A 13,300-nucleotide genomic window follows, 5' to 3' on the forward strand; every position below is an offset into this window, starting at 1 on the left:
TCTGGGAGGATGGACGCATGTGGCGCCAGCTCCTCCAGTACACCGACACCGCGGGACGCGCGATGCTGGGAGTTGCGGCCGCGCTTCTGGCCGCCGCCGTCGCCAGCTTCCTCATCGGCATCGCCCGGGCGTTCACCGGCGATGCGGCAACCACCCTCCCGTTCTGGATGACGACCATGGGATGCGCCGTCGTCGCCGGCGTGCTCGTGTACCTGGCGAGCCGTCGCGGCAAGCTGCGCTGACGGAGGTCGGACACCCCGCACACGGGTGCCACCCACCAGCGTGGCACCCTCACGCGGGGCTGTTGCCCTGACCCGCCCACTGATTAGGTGGACTACGCCCATCCGCCCCGGGAGTTCTCGCCCCTGACGGACGGGTCTGCCGTTCACCCGAACCGTCGGCAGCCGCGATCCAGAGGGGGTCCCCCGTGGCGTCCATGACCGAAATCCTCATCCTCCACGGCCATCTGCCCATCGAATATCTCGACTCCGGCGGGAACGATGAGAGCATCGCGCAGGACCTCATCGCACGCGGCGCCATCACCCCCGCGCAACTGGCGCGCGCACGTGCCGCGCAGGTCGGTGCTCCGTTCCTCGAGCTCGTCGACCACCCGGTGGACCGCACCGCCGTCGCCCTCGTGAGCGGTGCGATCTGCAAACGTCACGGCGTCCTCCCCATCGGCTTCGCCGGCGACAGCCTGATCCTCGCGATGTCCGATCCCGGGGATGTGTTCGCCATCGACGACGTGCGTGCAGCCGCGCATATGCCGGTGGTGCCCGCCGTGGCGGAGCCGGACGACCTCGCCGCCGCCATCGACCGCTACATCCGTGCGGACGAAGAGCTCAACGACCTGTCCAGCACCCTCGAGGATGAGACGGCCGGGGACGACGGCTCGCAGGCAGGGCTGAACGATGAGACGACCGAGGACGAAGCGCCGATCGTCCGGTTCGTGAATCTCATCGTGAGCCAGGCGATCCAGGATCGGGCATCCGACATCCACCTCGAGCCGGGGGAGCACAGCCTGCGGGTCCGCTACCGGATCGACGGCGTGCTCCACGAGATGCAGAACGCGCCACGCTCTGTCCAGAACGGCGTGATCTCGCGTCTCAAGATCATGAGCGACATCGACATCGCCGAACGCCGGAAGCCCCAGGACGGCCGGATGTCGATCGTCCATGGCGGACGACAGGTCGACCTGCGCGTTGCGACCCTCCCCACGGTGTGGGGCGAGAAGGTCGTCATGCGGATCCTGGACAACACGAACACGAGCATGACGCTGCGCGATCTCAACCTGCTCGAGCGCAACTTCCAGACCTTCCAGAACGCGTACTCGAAGCCGTACGGGATGATCCTCGTCACGGGTCCCACGGGATCCGGGAAGTCGACGACGCTCTACACCACGCTCAACGCGGTGTCCCGCCCGGAGATCAATGTGATCACCGTCGAGGATCCGGTCGAGTACCGCATGGCAGGTGTCAACCAGGTGCAGGTGAACCCGAAAGCCGGGCTCACGTTCGCAAGCGCGCTCCGCAGCATCCTGCGCAGTGACCCGGATGTGGTCCTGCTGGGGGAGATCCGCGACCACGAGACGGCTCAGATCGCGATCGAGGCGTCCCTGACGGGCCACCTCGTCCTCTCCACGCTGCACACGAACGACGCACCCAGCGCCGTCACCCGGCTGACCGAGATGAACATCGAGCCGTTCCTGGTCGGTTCGGCCCTGGACTGTGTCGTCGCCCAGCGGCTGGCCCGCCGGCTGTGCGAGCGGTGCAAGGCGCCGATCACCTACGAACGGGACGCGCTTCAGGCCATGCGGATCCCTCTCGACCTCGACAGTGAGCTTCCTCAGCTGTTCGGGCCGACGGGGTGCACCGCCTGCTCGAACACCGGATACCGGGGTCGGCTCGCGCTCCACGAGGTCATGGCCGTCACGGAGGAGATCGAGCGGCTCACCGTCGCTCGCGCCTCCAGTGCCGACATTGCGCGAGTGGCCCGTGAGCAGGGCATGTTGACCCTGCGTGAGGACGGCTGGCAGAAAGCCGCCCTCGGCATCACATCGGTCGACGAGATTCTACGAGTGGTTGCCTAGGAGGGCCCATGACAACGGACGGTACGAATGACGACTGGCGTCTCCCCGAGGGGCGGCCGATCTATGAGATCCCGGTGACCCGTCCGGATGCGGGCCACCTCTGGCCTGTCGATCTCCCATCGGATGAAGGGGATGCCCTCAGGCAACAACCGATTCCGGTCGGACCGCCTGTGGTCCCAATCGCGCAGCCCGTTTCCGCGCCGATGCAACCGGCTTACGTGCCCGCGGAGCCTGCACTGGTGCCGGCGGAGCCTGCTCGCACATTCCCGCCCCCGACCGAGGCGGTGCTCGGCGTGGCTCCCACGGGGCCAGCGCTGGCACCCCCGGCTTCTTCGCCGATGTCCGAGTACGACACCTCCACGCTCACCGAGGAGGAGCGGGAAACGCTTGCCCGAGCAGACGCCGAATTGGTGGCATCGCTACGCTCCGTGGTGGCAGCCCGAGCCTCCGACCTGCACATCACTGTCGGTGCTGCCCCGATGATCCGTGTCGATGGAGCGCTCACGCCGGCCGGATCCACCCAGCCCTGGTCGAGCGAGCGGACGCGCCAGGCCCTCTACAGCCTTCTCGACGATCGGCAGAAGCAGCAGTTCGAGCGAGAACTGGAGCTCGACTTCGCCTTCACCGTGTCGGCCAATTCCCGCTTCCGCGTCAACATCTACCAACAGCGCGGCTCGGTGGGAGCTGCGTTCCGACTCATCCCGACGGAGATCAAGAATCTCCGCGATCTCGGCGTCCCCGAGAGCGTGGCGCATCTCTCGCAGCTGCCCAGAGGCCTCGTCCTTGTCACCGGACCGACCGGGTCGGGCAAGTCGACCACCCTCGCTGCTCTGATCGACCTGGTGAACTCCACGCGCGCGGACCACATCGTGACGGTCGAGGACCCGATCGAGTTCATGCACGTCCACAAGCGGTCGATCGTCAACCAGCGCGAGGTCGGACACGACACCCACAGCTTCAACAATGCGCTCAAACACGTGCTGCGCCAGGACCCTGACGTCATCCTGATCGGCGAGCTCCGCGACCTGGAGACCATCTCTGTGGCCCTGACCGCGGCCGAGACCGGCCACCTCGTCTTCGCGACCCTGCACACCCAGGATGCCCCGCAGACGATCGATCGCGTGATCGACGTGTTCCCCCCTCACCAGCAGCAGCAGATCCGGGCACAGCTCGCTGCGACGCTTCAGGGGGTCATCTGTCAGACCCTCGTCAAACGGGCGAGCGGCACCGGGCGCGCGGTGGCCACGGAGGTGATGCTGACCACCCCGGCGATCGCGAACCTCATCCGCGAGGGCAAGACATACCAGATCGGGTCGATGATGCAGGCCGGCAAGGGCTCCGGGATGCACACGATGGATCAGCATCTCGCCGAGCTCGTGGACAGCGGCACGATCACCCGCACCGTCGCACTGGAGAAGGCCCACGACCCGGACGGCCTCACCCGGCTCATCCAGCGTGTCGAAACGCCCGGCGACAGCGCCACGCGCGCTTTCGCGGCGAGCGGTCCCGACTATGGCGACTCCTACTCCGGGGGTACCCGCTGATGGCCGTCGTACAGGCTTACGCGTACCGAGGACGCGACGCAGGAGGGCGCCTGGTGAAGGGGCGCGTGGATGCGTCGAGCGAAGCCGCGGTCGCCTCCCGGCTCCGCACCCTCGGGGTCTCGCCGATCGCGATCACCGAGGCCAATGCGACCGGACTCAATCGCGAGATCGACATCCGGTTCGGCTCCGGCGTCAAGCTCAAGGATCTCGCCGTCATGAGCCGGCAGATGAGCACGATGATCGGCGCAGGGCTCTCGTTGCTCAAGACGTTGAACGTCCTCGGCGAGCAGACGGCCAACAAGCGGCTCGCGAAGATCCTGACCGAAGTGAGCACCCAGGTGGAGGCCGGATCGGCGCTGTCCGATGCGTTCCGCAAGCAGGGCGACGTCTTTCCTCCTCTCATGGTCAACATGGTGCGTGCAGGAGAGACAGGCGGCTTCCTGGACAGCGCTCTGGAGTCCATCGCGACGAACTTCGAGAAGGAGGTCAAGCTCCGCGGCACCATCAAGTCGGCGCTGACCTATCCGGTGATCGTACTGATCATGTCGCTGGTGTCGGTCATCGGCATGCTGCTGTTCATCGTCCCCGTGTTCGACAACATGTTCAAAAGCCTCGGTGGCCAGTTGCCGCTGCCGACCGAGATCCTCGTCGTCCTCTCGCACTCGATGGTCTGGCTGGCGCCTGTGCTGCTCGTGCTGATCATCGGCGGAGCGTGGTGGTGGGCCAAGAACAAGAACAGCGAGAAGGTGCGGCGGAAGGTCGACCCGATCAAGTTGAAGCTGCCGGTCTTCGGCCCGCTGATGAAGAAGATCGCAGTGGCGCGGTTCAGCCGTAACTTCGCGAACATGATCGGCGCGGGAGTTCCCATCCTCCAGGCGATCCGCATCGTCGGCGAGACGAGCGGCAACTGGGTGATAGAGCGTGCATTGATCGGCGTGGCGGAGTCGGTGCGGAGCGGCGAGTCGATTTCGCGGCCGCTGCTCGAGCATCCCGTCTTCCCGTCGATGGTGACCCAGATGATCGCTGTCGGGGAGGATGCGGGATCGCTCGAGGTGATGCTGGAGAAGATCGCCGACTTCTACGACGACGAGGTCCAGGCGGCCACTGAACAGCTCACAGCGATGATCGAGCCGCTGATGATCGCGTTCCTGGGCGTCGTGATCGGCGGCATGGTGATCGCTCTGTACATGCCGATCTTCCAGATCTCGAGCCTGATCAAATAGCGGAAACGCAACTGTCTGTCCACCAAGACGCGGACACACGGTCATGAATCACCCTCGCTTTGGGGCCATGACCAGGGGTTAAACCCCCCACTCAAGGGATTCTGGTGACAGGGTCGTCCTTTCTACTATCAAGACACGGACGGATCCTCGGGCCGCCTGCATCCCAAACATTCCCGACCGAATGGACACTGCAATGTATTTCCGACTCATGGGCAAATTGAATCGCCGCCGCCAGGGTCTCCTCGAAGAGAACGAGAAGGGCTTCACGCTCATCGAGTTGCTCGTCGTCGTGATCATCATCGGCATCCTCGCCGCCATCGCGATCCCGGTGTACCTGGGCATTCAGGACAACGCCAAGGACAGCGCGACCCAGTCCGACCTCACCAACATGAAGACCGCGGTGGTGTCGGCCGAGACCACGGCCAACGGCGTTCTGCCGGCCAACATCGGCGCCGCTGGTATCGGCGACACCCAAGCTACGACGGGCGTCACGTACACGACGACCGCTGCCACCGCGACGACTCCGGCGACCTTCTGCATCCAGGGCACCAGCAAGTCGACCAAGACCTTTAAGATCACCGATTCCACCTCCGTGGTTGCGGGTACCTGCCCGTAAGCATGGGTTGAGTGAAGGGTGGGCCGGCTCCTCGCGCGGGCCCACCCTTCCTCTCTTCCCTGCTGGAAAGTTGAAAGGAGGAGGACCATGATCGCTCGCACGCGCAGCGACAACGAAGACGGCTTCGGTATCGCCGAGGTCTTGGTCGCCATGTTCCTCCTCGGTCTGATCGCCGTCGCCGTCATCCCGATCCTCGTCCAGGGCCTTCGGGCCTCCCTCTCCAACGCCGCCGTCGCCAGCGCGACACAGCTGGCGAACCAGCAGCTGGAGCAGGTGCGGGGCCTCACCGCCTGCAGCGCCGTCACCTCGGCCGATACGACCAGCACCATGCAGAACGTCCCGCTCCGTGCCACCCGCACGATCGGCACGACCTGCCCGGCCACCGGCTATCCCATCACCGTGAAAGTCTCCGTCAGTGTGAAGCGCACGGATACGAACATCGTGCTGACGACCGCCTCCACGCTCGTCTTCGTCACAGGACCCTGACATGCCCCACTCGCCCGCACCGGCCGATGAGACCGGCACCGACCAGGGCTTCACGCTCATCGAGCTGCTCATCGCCTCGCTCCTCCTGGTCGTCGTGCTCGCCATCGTCGGCGCGATGCTCGCCAGCCTCCAGACGGCGTCACGACGTGTGGATGCCCTGTCTGCGACATCGAGCTCGGCGCAGGTCGCCGCCGAATCCATCGAGCGCGGCATCCGCAACTCGTCGGATTTCCTGCTGAGCACTCCCAGCGGGACCGACCAACTGCTGATCGCACGCACCGCTCAGGGTGGATCGACTCTCACGTGGATATGCGCGGCGTGGTACTTCTCCGCCGCGAACGGTGGGAGCATCCGGTACACGCAGTCGCCCTCTGCCATCGCTGCGCCCTCGTCATCGGCGCTCGCGACCTGGACGCTGCTCGCGAGCAACGTCTCACCTCTCAGCGGCAGTGCGGTGTTCGGCGGTACCAGCCCCCAGCTCACGATCGGGTTCTCGGGTCAGTCGTCCTCGGGTGGCTCGGTCTCCATTTCCAGCACAGTTCTCAGCCGAGCCGGTTCAGCAGGGAGTCCCGCATGCTACTGATCGTACGAACGCTCCGAGGCCGCCTTCGATCCGAGAGTGGCTCGGCACTCATCGCGGTGCTCGGAGTCATGATGGTCGGCCTCATCCTCACGACCCTCGTCGCCACCTCCGTCGTCTCTGCAGCCGGGACGAGTGCATCGACGAGGTCCGGCGTGCAAGCGCAGGCGGCTGCCGATGCAGGAATCGCCGCCGCCCGTGCAGGGCTCTACACGCCGGGCAACTGCGCCGCGCAACCGTCTCCCGGAACCTACACATCGACCGGAACCCTGACCTACACCGTGACCGTGCAGTTCGACGCAGGCTCCGGCTGGCAGGCCGGGTGCCCCACGTCCACGACCAGCCGGATACGCCTCCTCTCGACGGGAACGCCGCAGTCGCCGGCGATGGCAGGATCCACGACCCCGCGCACCCGCACGGTCGAGGCCATCTACAACTGGCTCATACCGGGCCCCACGCCGTCCGGGACGTCGGTCAACCTCTACAGCGGAGGTGAAGTCGAGGCGAACTCGTCGTTCGACCTCTCCGAGAGCGGCGGGCTGGTCGTGCAGAACGGGAACCTCCTATGCAATAAGAACAACTCGGTCTTCAACGGAAACGTCACGGTGGCGGGCAACAGCCCGAACGGCAACCTGACATTCAGCGCGACGTGCGCGGTCAACGGCGATGTGGCCGTCCAGAACACGGCGACTCTCGGCAGCGGGACGGTCAACGGCGACCTGACGGCCGGAGCGGTGTCCCCGAACCCGCCCGGCAGTCATGTCACCGGAACCTACACGCAGGGTTCGATCGCGCCCCCGACCGCCCCGTGGGTGGATGTGACCTACACGCCGTCCGACTGGCGCGACTCCACCGGCGCTCAGTTCGCCGTGAAGGTCGCCCCGACGGACACGCCCTGCTCGTTCGTCAACGGAAACCTGGGTGGTCCGTCTGGCTCGCCGATCATCGTCAACATGCTCGGCTGCGTCGGTGGCCCGTCCGCGGGGAACAACACGACTGTCGCCCTGACGAGCGATGTGGTGATCTTCGCGAACCAGTTCAATTTCACCACCGTCAACGGACTTCAGTTCACCTCGTCGTCGTCGGCGGTGCACCGCCTGTGGTTCATCACGCCGGACAACGTCGCCGACCACAAGCCGACGTGCAATACCGCACCCGCGGCCACCGACCCGGCACACCAGGACGACTTCAACGTGAAGAACACCCTCACTGCGTCCGACGTGATCCAGACGACCAACGCCGTCCAAGCCATGCTCTACACGCCGTGCGCGCTGGTGACCAAGAACAACCTGACGTGGAATGGGCAGATCTACACAGGTTCCTACAGCACCATCGTGAACAACCCCGTCTACACCTACGATCAAGTGGGCATCGCCGGGTACGACCTCAGCACCGGTGCCGTGATCCCGCCGCTGCTCAGCCCCCAGCCGGGAACGCTGATCTCCGACCGGGACTTGGCAGGTGGTTGAGATGCCCGTACTGTTCGGGGTGTTCGGCTCACTGATCGGGTCGTTTCTGAACGTAGTGATCTTCCGCGTCCCCGCCGGGCGCTCGATCGTCGCGCCGCCCAGTGCCTGCGGGTCATGCGGAGCGCGCATCCGGCCGTATGACAACGTTCCGGTGATCTCCTGGCTGCTGCTTCGAGGACGCTGCCGCGACTGCGGCGAGCGCATCTCGATGCGTTACCCCCTGGTCGAGCTCTTCACGGCACTCGCCTTCGGCGCAGTCGCCCTCTGGGCGCTCGATCGCTGGGGGACTGAGGCCACCCCCCTGGGCGGATTCGCCGCCGCAGGGCTCGCCCTCGCCGGCTACCTCTACCTCGTGGCCTCCAGCATCGCCCTGGCGCTCATCGACCTGGACACCCACCGGCTGCCCAACAGGATCGTCCTGCCGTTGTACCCGGCGGGCATCCTGTTTCTGGGCTCCAGTGCCCTGCTGTCAGGAGACCCGGCTGCCCTCCTGCGAATGGGACTGGGCATGGCGGGTCTCTGGGCTCTCTACGCCCTGCTCGCCCTCGCATATCCCGGGGGCATGGGCTACGGGGATGTGAAGCTGGCCGGCGCGCTCGGCCTCTTCCTCGGCTTCGCGGGGTGGGGCGAGCTCGCAATCGGCGCGTTCGCCGCATTCGCCTTCGGCGGCCTCTTCAGCATCGGCTTGCTCATCGCGCGCCGGGCCACCCGGCGTAGCGGCATTCCGTTCGGTCCGTGGATGCTGGGTGGCGCCTGGATCGGGCTGGTCGCCGGAGGCTCCATCGCCTCGGCGTACCTGACGTTGATCGGAGTCGGGCGATGAGGAGGAGCACCATGGAACTCTCGCTGACAGGAAGAGGAGTCGACTGATGGCATCCAAGATCGTCGGCCTCGACATCGGTAGCGACTCGGTGCGCGCTGTGGAGCTGGCCGACCCGTTCAAGCCACGACCGACGCTCGTGCGCTACCACCAAGCGGCCCTTCCGCCCGGCGCGGTGGTCCGCGGCGAGGTGGTCGAGCAGAACACGGTGGCCGAGACACTCAAAAGGGTGTGGAAGGCCGGCGGATTCACCTCGCGCCGGGTCGTTCTGGGCGTCGGCAATCAGAAGGTGTTCGCGCGGGAGCTGACCGTTCCGCGGGCGCCGCTCATCAACATCCGGGAGTCCCTTCCGTTCGTCGTTCAGGACATGCTCCCTGTCCCCGTCTCCGATGCGCTGCTCGACTTCTACCCGATAGCGGAGGTCCACGGAGAGGGGGCGCCGGCCGTGCGTGGCCTGTTGATCGCCGTGATCAAGGAGGCGGTCATCCCGAACGTGACGGCCGCCCGGCTCGCCGGCCTCACCGTCGAGGACGTGGACTTGCTCCCCTTCGCCCTCACGCGCCTCCTCCTTCCGCGACCGGGCTCGCGGGCGGAGGCGTCGGAGCCCGGAGGCGCCGTCCTCATCGATGTGGGCGCGAACACTACCAGCGTGGTGATGACGGAGGATGGTGTGCCGCAGTTCGTGCGTCTCATCCCCGCCGGGGGAGTGGATGTCACGCGCTCCGTCCAGGAGGGCTTGGAACTCGACGCGCCCACCGCGGACGCGGTCAAGCGGCGCATCGGCGTGAGACCGGTGCAGTCGGCGGAGGATCGCCCAGCTCTCGAGCTCATCCAGCGCCCGACCGGCGAGTTGCTGAACAGCCTGAGGAACACGATTTCGTTCTTCACGAACACACGCCCGGAGCAGGCGATCCGTCGCATCGTTCTGACCGGTGGCGGCGGCCTGCTCCCCGGCTTCTCCGAAAGCCTCGCGCGGCTCACCGGCATCCCCGTGATTGCGGGCGACCCGTTGGCGGCGGTCACTCTCGCGCCGCGCCTTGCGGCGGACGACGTACGACGTGACGGTCTCGCCCTTTCGGCAGCACTCGGTCTGGCGATGGGAGCGGCAGCATGATACAGACAGCCGAACCCGACGCCTCGGCGACGGTCGAGCGCTCGGGCCGCCGTTCCGGCGACGGCCGGAGCCGGCCGGCACCCGAGAGCCGAGCCCGGCGCCATGAGCAGCTGGTACTGGGTGCAACGCCGCGTGCACATTTGCTGCCGCCTGAAGTGCAGGCGGATCGTCGGGCTGCTGCCCTGCACCGACGGCTCGTCTTCGCCGTCCTCGCCGTGGTCGCCGTGGTCGCGCTGGGAGTCCTGGGGGCCGGTGCCGCGTCGACCAATGCGCAGGCGCAGCTCGCCGGCGCGCAGGCGACGACCCAGTCGCTCCTCGCCCAGGAGCTGAAGTTCGTGAAGGTCCGCGCGGTTCAGAATCAGGTGGATCTGATCAAGACAGCACAGGAAGTCGGCGCTTCGACCGAGATCGACTGGAAGCCCTATCTGCAGAAGGTGCAGGCGACCCTCCCCGCCGGCGTCACCATCGCGACCGTCAACATCGACTCCTCCACCCCCATCGAGCTGTATCAGCAGTCGTCCGCCTCGCTTCAAGGCCCCCGTGTCGCGACGATCGTGTTCACCGCGAAGAGCCCGGCTCTTCCGGTCGTGCCGTCCTGGCTGGATGCGCTGAAGACCCTGCCGGGTTACACCGACGCCCTTCCCGGCTCTGTCGCTCTCGACTCCGCCTCGGGCATCTACACCGTGACGATCACGATGCACATCGATGCGAGGGCCTTCTCTCACCGTTTCGCACAGAAGACGGGTAAGTGATCATGGACAAGAACAGACTCTGGATCATCGGCTCGGTGCTTCTCATGGCGATCGTGCTGGCACTGGGATGGTTCGTCGGCGTGGCACCGCAACTGGCGGCCGTCGCGACGGCCGACACTCAGCGGGCGCAGGTGCAGACGCTCAACGCGCAGCACCAGGCGACGCTTGCCCAGTTGAAAAGGGACTTCGCGCACCTCAGTGTGCTGAAAGGTCAACTGGCCGACTTGTCCCGGTCCGTGCCCGCCGACTCCGCCATGCCCGCGTTCGTCGATGAGGTGAATGCGCTGGCCGCGACAACCGGTGTCATCGTCACGGGCGTCTCCGTCGCCGACGCCAAGCCGTATGCTCCGGTCGCGCCGCCCGCGGCGTCCGGCGGGGCGACACCGACGGGGACGCCGTCTCCGTCGCCCTCGTCCTCCGCTGCCACGCCGACGCCCACTCCCAGCCCGACTGCCGTCGCCGGGATGCCGCCGGTCACGAGTTCAGAGCTCGACTCCAAGAACTTCTCGTCGCTCGCGATCACGCTGGATGTGGCCGGCACCTATGACCAGGTCCTCTCGTTCGTCGATGGCATCCAGTCAGGTGAGCGGCTCTTCCTGGTGAGCGGCATCACGACAGAGCCCGGGACGGGCAAGGGAGGAACCACCGCTCCGGATCCGAGCGGCGCACAGAAGGCCACGATCTCCGGGCTCGTCTACGTCGTCACCCCGGACGGCCAGACGGCAGGCTCGACCCCGACTCCGACCCCCACCCCGTCGCACTGACGGCCCGCCTCCCTGGACACGGCCCGCCCCGTTGCTACAGTGGGCGCAACGGGCCCGCCGGGCCGATGGAGGAGCCAGGATGAGCGACACGCCGGAGTCCGCGCCCAAGCGCGAGACCTACGAGCCCGCGCCGGACGCCGACCAGGTCGCCCCCGCGACCGCACCGGCGGCGTCGGCCGCAGCAGAGCCGCAGGACGGCGACCACCAGGTGGCCGAGCCGCCGTCGGACCCGGTCTCGGCCCGCGGGCACATCAACCGTCCGGCCGGGGAGGCAGGCGCGGAGCACGCTCCCGCGTATGCAGCACCAGCGGCACCGGCCGAGCCCGCACGGCCCGCCGCCATCGCCGAGCCCGAGCCCGTCGTCGCGAGCGAGGACGATGTCGCTGCGGCTGTCGCGCGCTCCGGCGCCCAGCCCTCCGCGACCGCGGCAGGCGACGCGACCCTCGACACAGCATCCCCGGTCGAGTCGGCGACGCCCGTGATCGCAGCGGCGGAGGCGGCCAACCTCCGGCAGTCGGGCCAGGCACCCACCGTCGCCTACGCCCCGGCGCCTGCCGGTGAGGCGACCGCGGCGCCGGCCGCCGGACCCGGCGCGTCCGTCCCGGGTCCGCAGCCCGTCACGCCGATCTACCTCCAGCGTCCCGAGCCGCCGAAGAAGAAGAGCAACCGCGGCGTCGGCATCCTGATCGCCCTCGTCGGCACCCTCGCCTTCGCCGTGCTGTGGGCGGCCGCCGTGCTGATCGTCGGCTCGCTGTTGACGCCGAGCGACGAGTTCCTGCCGGCGCTGATCCAGTTCTTCACCGGCGGGCTGCGCGGATGGGTGCCCGTCGTGGCGTTCTTCATCGGGATGGTCGTGCTCATCCAGCTCCTGAACCGCGCGCGCTGGTGGGCCTACATCCTGGGCGGCCTCTTCGTCGCCGTGTTCGTCTACTTCGTCTATATCGGCGCAAGCCTGATCGACGCCGAGTACTGGAAGCGCAACTCCAACGAGTTCGTCATCCTGCTGCGCAGCGCCTGGGTCAACCCGTTCGCGGTGCTCGCCGGCCTGATCGCCCGTGAGATCTCGGTCTGGACGGGCGCCTGGCTCGCCGGCCGCGGCCGACGGCTCAAGGCGCGCAACGCCGAGGCTCAGGCCGACTACGAGCAGCAGGTGGCCGACGCCCAGAACCAGGCTGCCGCCGCGTACGCTCAGCAGGGGACGTACGCCCAGCAGGGATACTGACCGGCGGATGACGGATGCGTGACGAGCGCGCCTACGCCACGATCGTCGCATTCTTCGCGGCGGGGCTCTACCTGGCGCTGCTGGTCGCCGCGTTCGGCCTGATCTCCCTCGCGACGGACACCGACGTGGTCTCCGATCCGGCGGCCGGTCCGCTGGTCGGACCGGTCATGGTGGGAGCTGCGACGATCGTCCTGCTCGTGTTCCTCATCGCCCTCGGGACGCGCGTCCCGGGCGACCGCCAGCGGATCGCGCCGGGGACGGCGCTGGGCGTCGGCGTCGCCTGCTACGTCGTCTTCGCCGTCGCGGGCGGGATCGCCGGTGCGGTGGGCGATCCGCGCGACCCGCTGCATTACGTCCTCTTCGGCCTGGCGCAGCTCGGCGGCTGGCCGGCCATCACGGCCGCCGCTGCGGCGTTCGTCGTGACGCTGCTCTACCAGCTGGTCCTCGTCGGCCGGTTCAGCCAGCGGGGACGGCCGCGCTGGCCCTGGGAGCGCGACGACGACGAGTGACGGCCCAGGGCTGAGCCGCTCCACCCTCCTTTCGCCCTGCGCGGACAGCGCTCCCTCGGCCCCTCGCTCATTTGACCGGCAGGGACACGGCGGATAGTATTTATCGGGTGTG

14 protein-coding genes are annotated in these 13,300 nt (G+C 67.4%); all 14 read left to right on the forward strand.

What is annotated here, in order from left to right; all coding sequences use genetic code 11:
* Positions 1-17 precede the first annotated feature (17 nt).
* Positions 18-242: a hypothetical protein gene (locus BM287_RS03085; RefSeq protein ID WP_090035879.1), complete on the forward strand. Its 225-nt coding sequence runs from the start codon at positions 18-20 to the stop codon at positions 240-242.
* 185 nt (positions 243-427) lie between these two features.
* Positions 428-2,089: a GspE/PulE family protein gene (locus BM287_RS03090; RefSeq protein ID WP_090035880.1), complete on the forward strand. Its 1,662-nt coding sequence runs from the start codon at positions 428-430 to the stop codon at positions 2,087-2,089.
* Between the two features lie 338 nt (positions 2,090-2,427).
* Complete coding sequence (locus BM287_RS03095; RefSeq protein WP_170857411.1) at positions 2,428-3,633, forward strand: type IV pilus twitching motility protein PilT; 1,206 nt, start codon at positions 2,428-2,430, stop codon at positions 3,631-3,633.
* Positions 3,633-4,856 carry a type II secretion system F family protein gene (locus tag BM287_RS03100; RefSeq protein ID WP_090035881.1) on the forward strand — a complete coding sequence of 408 codons (1,224 nt, stop codon included), beginning with the start codon at positions 3,633-3,635 and terminating at the stop codon, positions 4,854-4,856. Before BM287_RS03095 ends, BM287_RS03100 begins: the two co-directional genes overlap by 1 nt.
* Before the next feature lie 208 nt (positions 4,857-5,064).
* Positions 5,065-5,472: a type II secretion system protein gene (locus BM287_RS03105; RefSeq protein WP_244527848.1), complete on the forward strand. Its 408-nt coding sequence runs from the start codon at positions 5,065-5,067 to the stop codon at positions 5,470-5,472.
* A gap of 87 nt (positions 5,473-5,559) precedes the next feature.
* A complete protein-coding gene (locus BM287_RS03110; RefSeq protein ID WP_090035885.1) occupies positions 5,560-5,958 on the forward strand; it encodes a type IV pilus modification PilV family protein in 399 nt (132 codons plus the stop codon).
* A 1-nt stretch (position 5,959) separates the two neighbouring features.
* Positions 5,960-6,541, forward strand: coding sequence for a prepilin-type N-terminal cleavage/methylation domain-containing protein (locus BM287_RS03115; RefSeq protein ID WP_090035887.1), 582 nt, complete (start codon positions 5,960-5,962; stop codon positions 6,539-6,541).
* A gap of 68 nt (positions 6,542-6,609) precedes the next feature.
* Positions 6,610-8,007, forward strand: a complete 1,398-nt coding sequence (locus BM287_RS03120) for a hypothetical protein (protein ID WP_139230608.1) — start codon at positions 6,610-6,612, stop codon at positions 8,005-8,007.
* 1 nt (position 8,008) lies between these two features.
* Positions 8,009-8,830 (forward strand): prepilin peptidase, encoded by an 822-nt coding sequence (locus BM287_RS03125; protein ID WP_090035889.1) that lies wholly within the window; start codon positions 8,009-8,011, stop codon positions 8,828-8,830.
* Between the two features lie 46 nt (positions 8,831-8,876).
* A complete protein-coding gene (pilM, locus tag BM287_RS03130; RefSeq protein ID WP_090035890.1) occupies positions 8,877-9,941 on the forward strand; it encodes a type IV pilus assembly protein PilM in 1,065 nt (354 codons plus the stop codon).
* On the forward strand, positions 9,938-10,693 hold the full coding sequence (locus tag BM287_RS03135; protein ID WP_244527849.1) for a hypothetical protein: 756 nt from the start codon (positions 9,938-9,940) through the stop codon (positions 10,691-10,693). The genes pilM and BM287_RS03135 overlap by 4 nt, the downstream gene beginning before the upstream one ends.
* Positions 10,694-10,695: 2 nt before the next feature.
* Positions 10,696-11,457, forward strand: coding sequence for a hypothetical protein (locus BM287_RS17745; protein ID WP_170857412.1), 762 nt, complete (start codon positions 10,696-10,698; stop codon positions 11,455-11,457).
* 79 nt (positions 11,458-11,536) lie between these two features.
* On the forward strand, positions 11,537-12,679 hold the full coding sequence (locus BM287_RS03145; RefSeq protein ID WP_090035891.1) for a cation:proton antiporter: 1,143 nt from the start codon (positions 11,537-11,539) through the stop codon (positions 12,677-12,679).
* Between the two features lie 14 nt (positions 12,680-12,693).
* Positions 12,694-13,188: a hypothetical protein gene (locus BM287_RS03150; RefSeq protein ID WP_090035892.1), complete on the forward strand. Its 495-nt coding sequence runs from the start codon at positions 12,694-12,696 to the stop codon at positions 13,186-13,188.
* Positions 13,189-13,300: the final 112 nt, after the last annotated feature.

Source organism: Leifsonia sp. CL147, assembly GCF_900114565.1.
Lineage (GTDB): Bacteria > Actinomycetota > Actinomycetes > Actinomycetales > Microbacteriaceae > Leifsonia.

Bases quoted from the DNA above. Each gene is read 5' to 3' on its own strand.
- BM287_RS03085 (WP_090035879.1), top strand. From the start codon at position 18: ATGTGGCGCCAGCTCCTCCAGTACACCGACACCGCGGGACGCGCGATG.
- BM287_RS03095 (WP_170857411.1), top strand. From the start codon at position 2,428: ATGTCCGAGTACGACACCTCCACGCTCACCGAGGAGGAGCGGGAAACG.
- BM287_RS03100 (WP_090035881.1), top strand. From the start codon at position 3,633: ATGGCCGTCGTACAGGCTTACGCGTACCGAGGACGCGACGCAGGAGGG.
- BM287_RS03105 (WP_244527848.1), top strand. From the start codon at position 5,065: ATGGGCAAATTGAATCGCCGCCGCCAGGGTCTCCTCGAAGAGAACGAG.
- BM287_RS03110 (WP_090035885.1), top strand. From the start codon at position 5,560: ATGATCGCTCGCACGCGCAGCGACAACGAAGACGGCTTCGGTATCGCC.
- BM287_RS03115 (WP_090035887.1), top strand. From the start codon at position 5,960: ATGCCCCACTCGCCCGCACCGGCCGATGAGACCGGCACCGACCAGGGC.
- BM287_RS03120 (WP_139230608.1), top strand. From the start codon at position 6,610: ATGATGGTCGGCCTCATCCTCACGACCCTCGTCGCCACCTCCGTCGTC.
- BM287_RS03125 (WP_090035889.1), top strand. From the start codon at position 8,009: ATGCCCGTACTGTTCGGGGTGTTCGGCTCACTGATCGGGTCGTTTCTG.
- pilM (WP_090035890.1), top strand. From the start codon at position 8,877: ATGGCATCCAAGATCGTCGGCCTCGACATCGGTAGCGACTCGGTGCGC.
- BM287_RS03135 (WP_244527849.1), top strand. From the start codon at position 9,938: ATGATACAGACAGCCGAACCCGACGCCTCGGCGACGGTCGAGCGCTCG.
- BM287_RS17745 (WP_170857412.1), top strand. From the start codon at position 10,696: ATGGACAAGAACAGACTCTGGATCATCGGCTCGGTGCTTCTCATGGCG.
- BM287_RS03145 (WP_090035891.1), top strand. From the start codon at position 11,537: ATGAGCGACACGCCGGAGTCCGCGCCCAAGCGCGAGACCTACGAGCCC.
- BM287_RS03150 (WP_090035892.1), top strand. From the start codon at position 12,694: ATGCGTGACGAGCGCGCCTACGCCACGATCGTCGCATTCTTCGCGGCG.